This window comes from Streptomyces sp. cg36 (genome assembly GCF_041080675.1).
Lineage (GTDB): Bacteria > Actinomycetota > Actinomycetes > Streptomycetales > Streptomycetaceae > Streptomyces.
On the sequence record NZ_CP163520.1, the window covers coordinates 8,514,336 to 8,527,407 of the forward strand.

8 protein-coding genes are annotated in these 13,072 nt (G+C 69.0%); 3 read left to right on the top strand and 5 right to left on the bottom strand.

All coding sequences use genetic code 11. The annotated features are described in order from the left end of the window. The first annotated feature begins 125 nt into the window (after positions 1–125). A complete protein-coding gene (locus tag AB5J87_RS37545; protein WP_369383242.1) occupies positions 126–914 on the top strand; it encodes a hypothetical protein in 789 nt (262 codons plus the stop codon). Beyond that, on the top strand, positions 901–1,509 hold the full coding sequence (locus tag AB5J87_RS37550) for a Fic family protein (protein WP_369383243.1): 609 nt from the start codon (positions 901–903) through the stop codon (positions 1,507–1,509). Before AB5J87_RS37545 ends, AB5J87_RS37550 begins: the two co-directional genes overlap by 14 nt. A 151-nt stretch (positions 1,510–1,660) precedes the next feature. Here AB5J87_RS37550 and metG read toward each other — a convergent pair whose 3' ends face one another. The 5 genes from metG to AB5J87_RS37575 all read right to left on the bottom strand — a co-directional run bounded on the left by metG (position 1,661) and on the right by AB5J87_RS37575 (position 7,725). Continuing rightward, a complete protein-coding gene (gene metG / locus AB5J87_RS37555) occupies positions 1,661–3,385 on the bottom strand; it encodes a methionine--tRNA ligase (protein WP_369383244.1) in 1,725 nt (574 codons plus the stop codon). A gap of 758 nt (positions 3,386–4,143) precedes the next feature. Beyond that, on the bottom strand, positions 4,144–4,785 hold the full coding sequence (locus tag AB5J87_RS37560; RefSeq protein ID WP_369383245.1) for a hypothetical protein: 642 nt from the start codon (positions 4,783–4,785) through the stop codon (positions 4,144–4,146). A gap of 369 nt (positions 4,786–5,154) precedes the next feature. Further along, a complete protein-coding gene (locus AB5J87_RS37565; RefSeq protein WP_369383246.1) occupies positions 5,155–5,625 on the bottom strand; it encodes a hypothetical protein in 471 nt (156 codons plus the stop codon). Between the two features lie 171 nt (positions 5,626–5,796). After that, entirely contained in the window at positions 5,797–6,246 is a 450-nt protein-coding gene (locus tag AB5J87_RS37570) for a hypothetical protein (protein ID WP_369383247.1), read from the bottom strand. Positions 6,247–6,555: 309 nt separating this feature from the next. Then, positions 6,556–7,725, bottom strand: coding sequence for a glycosyltransferase family 39 protein (locus tag AB5J87_RS37575; protein WP_369383248.1), 1,170 nt, complete (start codon positions 7,723–7,725; stop codon positions 6,556–6,558). A gap of 913 nt (positions 7,726–8,638) precedes the next feature. Between AB5J87_RS37575 and AB5J87_RS37580 the strand changes: the two genes are divergently transcribed. Then, positions 8,639–12,898 (top strand): LamG domain-containing protein, encoded by a 4,260-nt coding sequence (locus AB5J87_RS37580; RefSeq protein WP_369383249.1) that lies wholly within the window; start codon positions 8,639–8,641, stop codon positions 12,896–12,898. Positions 12,899–13,072: the final 174 nt, after the last annotated feature.

Here is a 13,072-nt window from a genome sequence, read left to right on the forward strand (position 1 = left end):
TCGGACCGACGCAGGTAGCGAAGGCTGGTGCACGGATCTCTGTACCCGGGGCCACTCTCATGGGTGGGGTGCGAAAACCATTCGCGAGGGGAGGGGCTTGGAGGTGAGACTGGTGGGTCGATCGCATGGGACAGAGAGAGTGGCCAGCCCTGACGTACAACCGTGACACCCTGCCCTTCCCCGACAACCGCGTGCCTCACGTCACCTACGAGGACATGCGGAACTGGGAAATGTCGGACCCTGCCCGCCACCCGTTCGCCTGGGACGAGGACGAGGAAGCCCACCTCCGCTCGCTGGTCCGCGAATGGGTGCCACCCGTGCTCTCCGGTATGGCCGGCTGGTGGCAAGGAGAGCGCTGGTGCGAGAGCCAGGTGGACGCGATCATCCGGGAGCGATACGGCACCTGGGCCTGGGGATGGAACTGGTACCACTACAACAGCGGGCCCATCGGCAACTGGACCGGCGGGCCGAGCTCGGTGACGACCCCCGACGAGACCGCTGACCGGGCCGTGGCCGCGCTGTTGGAGTGGCGCCAGTGGCTGGAGCGGACGGCACAGCGCTTCACCGAGCTGGCGCCGCCGCCGGACGCCTCACCCCAGGACCGCAGCTGGCACCTGGAACGGGCCTGCGTCCGGCTGGTGACCCACGCACTGGACTCGCAAGCGGACAACGCCTGGCGCGGCCAGACCTCGCGCGTCCTGGCCTGGTTCCTCACCAGCACCGGCATGGACCGGGACGAGGCCGAGCTGGCGGTGGAGCGCGCGATCGGTGGCCGGTTCAAGAGCTGGGTCTACCCGAAGCAGACACTGATCGAATCCGTCGCCGACGACCTCGCAGTCGGCCTCACCGGCCACGCCCCCTACCAGGACCACCGGGAGAGGGCGGCGCTGGAGGAACTCCATGACCGCTACTGACAGCCTTTCCCTCTGGCTGCGCGCGCGCCGCGAGGCCGACTGGCAGTCCGCACCGGCTCTGCGACGCTTCCCGCCCGGCCGCGACGGGTTCCAGTCCTGGTGCAAGGGACCGGTCCGCCTGCGCGACCCGCATCGCGCGCAACGCCTGCTCGCCGCACACGCCTTGTCCCTGACAGATGCCGCACGCCGCACCCCGCTGGACTTCGCCCTGCTGGCCGGCTGGCAGCGCGAAGTCCTCGCCGCAGCAAAGGTCCCGTTCCGCACGAGCGACGCCTACGCGAAAGCCGGCCGCGAGCGCTACGGCCTGACCCCGCACACGCAGGCCGATTTCGATTCCTGCCTGCGCGAGACGACCGACCCGGAGATCCCGCTGGCGGCCCGAGCGGCCCGCGCCTACCTCGATGTGGCGTTCTTCCACCCCTTCACCGACGGCAACGCCCGCGCCGCACTGCTGACCCTGGTCCACGTCCTGGCCCGGGAGGGCATCACCCTCCCTGAAGTCGAACCCCTCCAGACCACCCGCTACGCCGATGACCCGGCCGGTGCCGCCGACCTTGCCGCCCTCATCGGGGTCCTCAACCGCCACCGACCATGAAGCGCCCGGACGGGCCTAGCGACAAATGCGCCAGGCTCATCCCCTGATACACGCCCTTGTCCCACCGTGTCACCAACGGGTCGTTGGACACGGCCGCAGCCGCCCCCATGCACTCGATGACGGTACGGACGGCACGGGATGGGGGGCTCGGTCAGGCGTGCGGGGCTGCGCCAAAGCGCTCGCGGTAGGACTCCAGGTCCTCTTCCGTGATCTTCGTGAAAAGCACCGGCGGCACCGTGAACGCGGTGCCGGCCGGGACGGTGTCCAGGGCCCTGGCCTGTTCGGCGGTGACCCAGGTCGTGGTGTCGCCGTCGAGGGCGAAGGCGCCGCGCAGGGTGGCGGCCGTGGCCGGGATGACCGGTTCGGACACGACCGCGTACAGGTGGATCAGGTTCATCGCGGTGCGCAGGGTGAGCGCGGCGCCGTCCGGGTCCGTCTTGACCTGAAGCCAGGGGGCTTTCTCCTCCAGGTAGGAGTTGCCCGCTGACCACAGGGCACGCAGGGCGGTGGCGGCCTTGCGGAACTGCAGGGCCTCCATCTGCTCCTCGTAATCGCCGAGCAGCCGTGCGATCTCCTCGCCCAGCTTCGCCTCCGCCTCGCCGGCGATGTGCCCGGCCGGAACCCCGTTGCCGAACCGCTTGCGGGAGAACGACAGTACGCGGTTGACGAAGTTGCCGAGGGTGTCCGCCAGGTCCTTGTTGACGGTGGCGGTGAAGTGCTCCCAGGTGAAGGAGGAGTCGTCCGACTCGGGGGCGTTGGCGATCAGGAAGTAGCGCCAGTAGTCGCCGGGCAGGATCTCCAGGGCCGCGTCGGTGAAGACGCCGCGCTTCTGAGAGGTGGAGAACTTGCCGCCGTAGAAGGTCAGCCAGTTGAAGCCCTTGACGACGTCGACCTTCTTCCACGGCTCGCGCACGCCGAGTTCGGTGGCCGGGAACATGACCGTGTGGAAGGGGACGTTGTCCTTGGCCATGAACTGCGTGTAGCGGACGCTGTCGTCGGCCTCGTACCACCAGGACTTCCAGTCGCGGATCTCACTGTCGCAGGCGGCGTCCGCCCACTCCTTGGTGGCGCCGATGTACTCGATCGGGGCGTCGAACCACACGTAGAACACCTTGCCCTCGGCCGCGAGCTGCGGCCAGGTGTCGGCCGGGACCGGCACACCCCAGTCCAGGTCGCGGGTGATGGCGCGGTCGTTCAGCCCCTCGGTCAGCCACTTGCGGGCGATGGAGGTGGACAGGTGCGGCCACTGGCCGCTCACGGTGGCGATCCACTCCTCGACCTCGTGCTGCAGCGTGGACTGCAGCAGGAACAGGTGCCTGGTCTCGCGGACCTCCAGATCCGTGGAGCCGGAGATCGCCGAACGCGGGCCGATCAGGTCGGTCGGGTCCAGGACGCGGGTGCAGTTCTCGCACTGATCACCGCGGGCCTTGTCGTAACCGCAGTGCGGGCAGGTGCCCTCCACGTACCGGTCGGGCAGGAAACGGCCGTCGACCGGCGAGTACACCTGGCGGACCGCCCGCTCCTCGATGAACCCGTTCTCGTGCAGCTTGCGCGCGAAGTGCTGGGTGATCTCGACGTTCTGCCGCGACGAACTGCGACCGAAGTAGTCGAAGGCCAGCGCGAACCCGTCGTACACGGCCTTCTGCGCCTCGTGGGCCTGGGCGCAGAAGGCGGCGACCGTCAGCCCGGCCTGCTGGGCGGCAAGCTCGGCCGGGGTGCCGTGCTCGTCGGTGGCGCAGATGTAGAGGACATCGTGACCGCGCTGGCGCAGATACCGGGAGTACACATCCGCCGGAAGCATCGACCCGGCCATGTTGCCCAGGTGCTTGATCCCGTTGATGTAGGGAAGCGCGCTGGTCACCAGGTGTCGGGCCATCCTCGGATGCTCCCTTTCGTCTCTACGGCGCCAGCGGCAGTGGCGCGGCGGTCCCGGTCGGGAAGCTGCAGCCGATGTGATCAGTCAGATCACACAACGACGTCACGCGTGGTGACGGAAGGTGGCTGCCAGCCGCTGTCATCGTATCGAAGCGGGTCCTCCCCATCCTCGGTTTTTCCGCCCGGACAGGCCCCGGCGCAAAGGCACTCGGCCGTCCGGGACAGGCGGCCAAGCGAGTCCCGTACGGCCGAGGCGCCCCCATTTTAAAGTGGCTTCCCTGCCACAGGTCCGCGCTCACCGCACCCCTCCGCGCGCTCACCCCCACTCGGGACAGCGAGCGAGCAGCACCAAGCCCAACGGCGCCGTGTCGCCCGGTACAAGGGCGTCGACCGAGGCCAGGATCCTCACCGCCCGATCCAGGTGGCCTGCAGTCGGGGGCGGGGTGGAGGAAGCCCGCCGCGGACAGCGCCGACTGTCCACGGCCGACAGTGCTCGGCCGCAGACCACCGCGACCCGCTCAGACCATCTGGCGAGGCCCTCACCCCTGCTGCCCGGCGACGTATCCGGCCGACCGTGTCTGCGGGCGCTGTGGTGGGGCAGGGGAAGGGGCCCGCGTACGTGCGAGTGGCCGCGGGCCCCTGGTCCGCCTGTCCTGTCGGGGGCGGTGATGCCACGGTAGGGGCCGCCCGCCGTATGCGCACGCCGACACGGCCCGCACCTCGGCCTGCCGGGTGTACGGCCGTCCTGCCGTGCGCGTGTCAGGCCCCGGCTTCTGCGTTGCCGGCGCTGGGTGTGGGCTGCACGGGGGCGCCGGCCGGGGCTGCGGGCAGGGCGGTGTAGCGGACGGCGCCCTCCACGCGGGACCTGGACAAGTGGCTCTTGGCGACGAGGGCTTCGAGGGTGTTGCGCACGAGCTGGGCGCTGGGCCGGGTGCGCTGCGGATGCGCGGCCCCCAGCTCGGCCTGGACGTCGGCGACGGAGCGGGGATCCTGGTGGGTGAACAGCGCCAGGACCAGCTCCCGCAGCGGAGCCTCCACGCTCGCCCGCCGCTTGGGCGAGGTGGTGGCGGGGGAGGCGGGCGTCGTTGCGGCCGTGGGCGGGACGTCCTGCTTCGTGCGCTGGGAGGATCGCGGCCGGGACACCCGTGCCGCAGGCTTCCCCTTCGACGATGCCTTGGGGCCTGCCGCAGCGCCTATGCGGGCAGCGGCCTGGGCGCCGGTGAGGGTGGCCTGCATGGTGGTCAGCAGAGCGTGGTCACCCTCCAGCGTCACCAGACGGCCGTTCAGGGTATGAATCTCCCCGCGGATGCGCTCCTGCTCCTTGGCGTTGGTCTCCAGGTCGGCACCGACCTGCGCCGCGTACTGGTCCTTGAGAAGGGTGGAACCCGGCTCTACGCTCATGAACGCTCTCCCTCATCGGAGTTGTGCTGCCCCGGGGCGCCCCGCAGGGCCCAACTGGACCGGCCCGGCCAAAGATACCGACCGTGCAATGCTCCACGACGGATACCGCGAGCAGGGACAGCCAGGAATTGGGTCGCGAGTGGTTGAAGGGCGGCTGTAAGATCCGTCAGACCCGCCTCGATGTCCCGGGCGCAGGGCCGCTCACCAGCGGCCCTGCGCCGCGACGACGGCCTCGCGGGTGAGGTCACCTGGGTCGCGAACCCAAGCGCTTTTCTGCCTCGCCAGACGACGAGCCGACGTGCTCTTTGCGATGCGCCGCGACGGCACCTTCTACGGGCCGCAGTCAGTGGCCGTCACATGACTTCCGGGTCATCCATCCAGCAGCACCACACGGTCGGCCTCGATGTCGAAGCCGAGAACCGGGTGGAGCGGATCAGACTCCGGGCTCAGCAACACCGGCTTACCGAGCCGACGCCCGATTGCCCGCAGCAGACGGCACAGCACATCCACGCCGTCCTGCCCCTGCAACTCCCGCAGATCAACGTCGAAGTCGACCGAGCCAGCCTCATGTGCCCGAAAGACCACGAGGAATCCAGGGACCGGCCAGACCCTCAGCAACGCCTCGGCACCCTCGCCGCGGGCCAGCATGTCCGCAGCTCGCGGAAGCCGGACCGCAACACCGTCCTCGGAGTACTCGCACGACCACCCCTGCGACCGAACGAGATCAAGCACTGCCTGCCAGTCCTCCAGCGAGGTATCCGGGACACGGACGTCCGCCAGCGCCCCCTTCAGACAGGGAGCAAAGAAGCTTTTCACGTCATCCCACAGCAGGTCAGGCATCACGCCATGCTGCCTTGCCCCTCGCGAGAGCGCACCTCAATTCCCTTGACGAAACCGATAGGGCCCCCGGTCAGCAGAACGACAGCTTCACAGTCTGATCGGGAGGTCCGGCATCTCCTGCCCCGTCCTTCATCCGAGTGTCTTGGGCAAGGCAGGAGGTGCACCTGCCTGTCAGACACTCATCCAGCTGTACAGGCGGTGCCCTCGCGCGACCGCCCGGCTGGCCATGTCGGCTGCCTGGTGGAGGAATTCTGCCAGGCCGTCCGGATCCGGCGGCGTCCAGAAGACATCCGAGGTGGCCCACTCGCGGGCGACCTTGTGGAAGGCGGCGCGATCAGCAGTGGCGAGGGCGTCACGCAGGGCCTCGGTCAGTGTCAGGCACAGGACCTCGCCGTCGCCGAGCATCGCGATCTGGTGACCGTGACGCGGATCGGCGCTCACCTCCTCGGCCGTCCGTCCAGTCAGCAGAACCTCGGCCGGAAGCAGGGCAGTCACCGGATCCATGCCGTTGACATCGAATCCGTCATAGCCCGTCGCGATCGCCTCGCCGTCCTCGCGGACCACGGCCCGCACCGCGTCGTCATCGTCTGCGGCAACAAAATACCCATACAGAACTCCCATGCGGCGATCTTTACATCCCGCACTGACACACGCCGCCCGACCGTTTCCCTCGACCAGAACCGGGCTCAACTGGGATAGAGCGCCGCGCGCACCGCTGGGCCGCTGGCAACGGCCCGCTGAGCAGACGGGCCCCCGGGTCGTCGGTCTCGGCTTGCGGAGGTGTACGTGCCACACTCTCGCGCTCCGGCGTTGGTACGGCGCTCGGGAAGAGCGTCACAGGCCGTGAACCTGTTGCTCCTGCGGCCGCCTCGGACCGCTCGGCCGTCACACCGTTCTCAGCGCATGACCCTCGGCCACTGCGCCTGAACGCTATGGGGAGTGGGTCCACACCATGGTGAGGTAGCCGCTGTAGAAGGCGGAGACGAGGGCGGTGCCGGTGAGGACGGCGTAGACGGTGGTGGTGCGTGCGCGGGCGAGGGCCGTGGCGAGGGGGAACAGGAGGGGGAACGCGGGGAGGAGGAAGCGGGCCTTGGACTGGAAGAAGCCGGCACCGCCGACGGTGATGAGGACGAGGGCGGCGGCGTAGATCCAGAGGGCCAGGGGCGGGCGGCGCAGTGCCAGAGTGGCGAGCAGGATCACCGCGGTGACGAGGGTGGCGGCGACCACGACATCGTTCAGGGAGAGCTGGGGTTGGGTGAACAGGGCGCGCAGGCGCTGGGCGGTGAAGGCGCCGCCGTCGAAGGTGGAGCCCCACTGCTGCTGTTCGACGAAGTAGCCGTCCCAGCGGTTCATACGGTGTCCCACCCATAGGACGAACGCCGCCCAGCCCAGGGGTGCCAGGGCTATCGCTGCGTACAGACGCACCGCAGGGCGTTTGCGGGCGCGCCGCCCCTGGAAGGAAACGGGCTCCGTGGAGCGCCCTCTTGCCGCGGACAGCAGTTGCCAGGCAGCGCCGATGGTGACGGTGGCGATGACGGCCAGGCCGGAGGGGCGGGTGGCGCCGGCGAGCAGCGCGAGTGTGCCGGCGGTGAGCCAGGCCCGGGTGAGTACCGCGTACAGGGCCCAGGCCGCGAGGGCGGTGAAGAGGGGCTCGGTGTAGGCCATGGACTGTACGAGGGCGTGCGGCACGATCGCGTACAGGGCGACGGAGAACAGGGCGGCCCGTGAGCCGTAGAGCTTCTCGGCGACGGCGAAGATTCCCCAGGCGGCGAGGAGCGAGGCGGTCAGTGCGAGGGACCAGGCCGCCCAGCTGGCGGGGAGGCCGGTGACGGCGGTGGTGGCACGTATCAGGGTGGGGTACAGGGGGAAGAAAGCGAGTTTGCAGGTGGGGCCGCCGAGGCCGCAGGCGGGGTGCATGGGGCCGCTGTAGCCGTGCTCGGCGATGTTGAGGTAGTAGACCGAGTCCCACCGTGTTGCCAGGATTTCGTGCAGTCCCAGCCCCTTGCGGTGCCCCCATATACCCACCATGCCGACGCCGACCAGGCGCAGCCCGACGTGCAGCAGCAGCGCGGCACGCGCCCGCCGCCATGACGCCGCCACTGCACGACGAGTCGCCGGTATGCCCCTGACGTCGGGTGCGGCGCGTCGGCCTCCCCGGCCGCGAGGTGCGTCGACGCGTATCTGAGTCCCTGTCACATTCCCGTCCAGACGTTCAACCAAGGCAGTCTCTGTCGCGAAACCGTTCGGCGTCGCCGTGGGGCCCGGTCGGCCACGTGGCACCGAAGAAGGCGAAGGGGACGACGGGCCGCGCGGGCACAGCAAGGCCCCCACAGCCTGATTTCGACGCGTGTCCGCGGCGCGTCATGCGCTCCGAACGCTCCCCGCCCGCGGTGGCAAGTTGGTCACTGCTCACCCTGTGCATTCGGTACCGAGGGCATCCGCCTCCCGGCATCAGCGGCGAGATTACCCCACGGCCCGGACACGGCGGTGATCACCGTCCCCCGGCGGCGCCGGCAGTGCAGTCCGGGCGGGGCGACTGGGTTCCGGCGCTGAGGAACAGCTCGGTTCACGGCGGGCGCGAGGGCCTGACGACCGACTATGCCGGTAAACATAAAGTAAAGATCCGTGAACGGTCGGTGCGCGACGGGGTGGGTTCGCCGGGGCCGGCCGGAGGGGCGGCTGTGTCCTGAAGCCAGCCCTGAAACGTTGTATTCAGGGGCAGTTCACCTCGCCGTGATGGCTGGCGCTGGCCATATCCGGCCGACTGGTGGAAATGGTGATGGATCAAGGAATGACGGGCTGTGTCGTAGCTCACTGTTGACTGTCGGGCTGGCGTTTCGTTGGATTCGCTCACTTGTTTGTTTTCTGTGTGGTTCCTGTGGGGGGAGCATCAGTGTGGGGTGGGGACGGCCGTCGTGCCGTGAGACAGGTCCGGCGTCATGTGACGGTGCGGTGGGCGGGATGGGCTGCGGCATCGGGGCTTGTGCTCGCTGGCGCGCAGCCGCTGACGGCCGTGGCGGATTCCGCGGTTCCGGGTGACTGGTCGGCGTCGAGCAGTGCCGATCCGGGACAGCAGGAGACCGCGGAGTCGCTGGCGGTGGCCGAGGCCCGGCACAGTGGCAAGGACGTGAATGTTGCCTCGCTGCAGAGTGAGACGAGCGACGTGGTGGCCAAGCCGGACGGTCGGCTCGCCGCGACGATCCACACCAAGCCGGTCCGCACCCGCAGGGACGGGGCCTGGCGCGCCATCGACACTTCCCTGCGCACCACGAGCGGCGGCGCGGTGGTGCCGTCGGCGACGCTCGTGGACCTGGAGTTCTCCGGTGGCGGTTCGCAGCCGCTGGTACGGATGCTGAGCGCGGGTAAAGAGCTGAAGCTCGCCTGGCCCAAGGCGCTGCCGACGCCGGTGATCAATGGGAGCACGGCCGAGTACCACTCGATCCTCCCGGACGTGGACCTGCGGATGACCGCCACCGAATCGGGGTTCACGCAGCTGATCGTGGTGAAGACGCCGCAGGCGGCGAAGAACCCCGAGCTGGACCAGCTGAAGCTGGGGATGTCCAGCGCGGACCTGATGGTGCGCAAGGAGACGGACGGCTCGCTGTCGATGGTCGACAAGGCGGGCGGCGGCACGGTGTTCCAGGCCCCGAGGCCGATGATGTTCGATTCCTCGCCCGGCCTGACCGACGGCTCCGGCATGCCTGCAACCTCGACTGCGCGGCTGAAGACGCTTGCCGCGTCGAAGGGAGCCGGGCTCGCGGTGGAGGCACCGGTGGATCCTTCGGCTCATGCGGCACCGGTGGAGGTGGCGGTACCTGCGGATCAGAAGTCGCTGGTGTTGACGCCGGACCAGAAGCTGCTCGATGCGCCGGGCACGGTGTTCCCGGTGATGATCGACCCCGACGTGCGAGCACCTCGAGCAGTGGGTTGGGCGGGAATCTCCCGGTACTGGTCGGATACGTCGTTCTGGAAGTTTTCCGGGGACTTCGGCATGGGGTACTGCGGAGACGAGGGCCGGTGCGTGCCGGCCGATGTGAAGCGGGTGCTGTACGCGATTCCGGTGCGGGGCCAGGCTTTCGTCGGCAAGCACATTCAGGATGCCAAGTTCCGGGCGTGGAACTCGCACTCCTGGAGTTGCACTGCCCAGCCGGTGGACCTGTTCCTCACCGGGCGCATCAACTCCAGCAGCACGTGGAACAACTCCAGCTCGATGGGGTCCTCGTCGTTCTGGAACAAGTACCTGGCGACGCGTAACGACGCACGAGGCTTCGACGGCTGTGGGGCCGGATACACGGAGTTCGAGCCGGCGGGTCTGCGTGATGCGGTCCAGGCAGTTGCCGACCGCAACGCGGTCGACCTGACACTGGGTCTGAAGGCCGGAAGTGAGAGCGCGTCGGCATACGGGCAGTGGAAGCGGTTCACCGACGACGGATACCTGCAGGTGTTCTACAACCTGCCGCCCCGCCAGCCCGCGATGAAAGACCTCTCGTCCCAGCCCGGCGGTGTCTGCTCCTCTACTTCGACACCGATCACGAAGGCCCCGCAGCTGTATGCGCGGGTGTCGGATCCGGACCAGGACAGCATCGGTGTGCAGTTCGCGCTCGTCTGGACCAACGGTTCTTGGTATTCGACCGGGGGTGCGAACACCCCGCCCGCGTCCAGTACGTTCAGAGCCTCCGGTTCAACCTTCTCTCTCCTGCTGCCGTCTTCCGTCGTACCGCAGAACAAGGCGGTGGGCTGGGCGGTGCGGGCCTGGGACGGTGCGGAGTGGGGGCCGTGGAGCTGGGACGGCGCCCCCACCGGCTGCTACTTCACCATCGACACCAGCAAACCCGCGGGGCCGGTGACCACTTCGCTCGACTTCCCCGGGTCGCACGATGGGCAGGCACCACTGGCATGGACGGACGGAGTGGGCCGCTACGGCACCTTCACCTTCACCACCACCTCCAAGGATGCGGTGGCCTACCAGTGGGGGATGGACCAGCAGCCGACGGCCGCCCGTGAGGTGGCCACCAGCGGGGGAGCCGCGCGTTCGGTGCGGATGCTGATGCCGAGCGAGGGCCCGCATATCCTCACGGCCCGCGCCAAGGACGCGGCGGGAAACGCGGGTGAGACCACCACGTACTACTTCAACGTGCGGCGCGGGCAGGCCCCGCGGGCCGGGTGGGCGATGAACGACACCGCCGGCAGCGCAGGCTTGGCATCAGGCCCGGCCGCGAACTTCCCCGCCACCGTCACCGGAGGCACCCTGGGCGCGGCCGGGCACACCGGTACGGCAGTGGCTGTGACGGGCGAGACGGCGCCGGACGGGACGCCGAAGAACTACCTCTCCACGCAGAGCGCGGTCGTGGAGACGGACCAGAGCTTCACCCTCTCTGCCTGGGTGAACACCGCTGACCCTTCACTGCAGTTCCAGTCGGCGCTGAGCCAGAGCAGTGTGCACCAAGCCGCCGTCACACTGGGCCTGAGCGCCGGGAAGTGGACCATCAAGGCGCCCACGGCGGACCACGCCACCGACTACAGCTGGTACACCGCCTCCTCCGACGTGGCGCCGGTGGCCAACCAATGGACGCACCTGGCCGGGGTGTACAACGCACCCGCCAAGACCCTGACCCTGTACGTGAACGGAAACCCGTCCACACCCACGCAGGGGGTCAGCCTGTGGTCGGCGCGCGGAGCGATGGACTTCGGACGTCTGCGCTGGCGCGACACCTACACTGACCCGTGGAAGGGATCGCTGGACGACATCCGGGTCTACGACCGCGCGCTGAGCCTCGCGGAGACAACGGACCTGGCGGCCTACCGCCAGGTCACCAGCGGGACGGGCGCCAAGGCGGTGTGGTCGCTGGACGAGAGCGGCACGACCGCGAACGGCACCTCCGAGACCAGTGACCTGACGGTCACCGGTGCGGTGCAGCGGGGCATCCAGGACGGCATCGAGGACAAGGCAGCTCGGTTCGGGGCAGACGCATATGCCACCACCACCCGCCCGCAGGTGGACGGCACCCGTAGCTTCTCCGTCTCGGCCTGGGTACGCCGCCCTGCGCTGGCCGCCGGCGACTCCACCGCCAAGGTGGCGATCAGCCAGCCCGGTGTCCACCAGCCCGAGTTTTCCCTGTACTACTCGCCCTCCTACAAGAAGTGGATCTTCGGCCGGTCCACGGAGGACTCCACCGCCGACACCCTGGTGCGTGCGGTCCAGCCCGCCTGCACCGGCGCGGTGAACGGGCTGCCGTGCTTCGGCGAGACGAGCAACGAGTGGACGCACCTGGTGGGCGTCTCGGACGCGGTCACCCACAAGATCCGCCTCTACATCAACGGCTATCTGGTCGACGAGAGCGACTACGCCCAGGCCACGCCGTGGGCGACGACGAAGCCACTCATGATCGCGGGGCTGAGCCGGGAGGGAACGCCCGCGGAATTCCTCGGCGGTGACATCGACGACGTGCGTGTCTTCGACCGGATCGTCACCGAGGACGAGGCCAGGACAATGGTCCAGCAGCGTCCCCAGCTGGCAGCCCGGTGGAGGTTCGATGCCGCAACCACCGCCACCCCGCCTGTCTCGGCGGAGGACCGCGGGCGGTTCCCCGCATCCCTGTACGGCGGCGCGACGATATCGAAGCCTGACGAGGCCCGAGTCGGCACCGGCACACTGACGCTGAACGGGAGCACCGGATTCGCACAGACCAGCACGGTGCCGCTGGACACCGGACAGAGCTTCACCCTCGCCGGGTGGGCGCAGTCGGCCGCGCCACCGAACCGCGACATGACGGTCCTCTCCCTGGGAGGCGACAAGAACCCCGCAGTCACGGTGCGCTGGAAGTTCCTGCGCACCAGCGACGATCCGGTCAGCCCCGGCAACATCGGGGAGTGGCAGGTGGAAACGGTGGACAATGCCGGCAAGCACGCCGTGGCGATGCATACCTTTGCCAGTTCGCAGGACATCGGAAGCTTCTGGAACCACTTCGCGGTGACCTATGACGCCTTCTCCAACGAGTTGGCGCTGTATGTGAACGGGCAGCGGGAGAACGAAATCTGCCCCGACGCCGACACCGGCTGCACCCCGCATATCTCTTTCACCTCGGCGGAGCAGCCGCTGAAGGCCACCCAGGAGCTGCGGTTGGGCCGCAACCCGGCCACTGTCGCCAACGCGGACTGGTTCTCCGGCCAGATCGACGATATCTGGGCCTACCAGGGCGTCCTCAGCCCCGCCGGCATCGCACAGCTGGCACAGGGCGACGAGCTCGACATCACCACCGGCCCCGCCAGCTAGGCCGCCATGCCGCCGTTGCGGGGCTGCCCATCCCGTGGGCAGCCCCGCACCCCGGCCCCCTCACTTGACCTCCTCTTCACACCTGCCTGGCCCGTGGCCGGCACGATCAGCCGCACCCGGCGCTGAACCGGTGCGGCGGGGGATTGCTTACGATGCGCATCACACCAGCCCGCC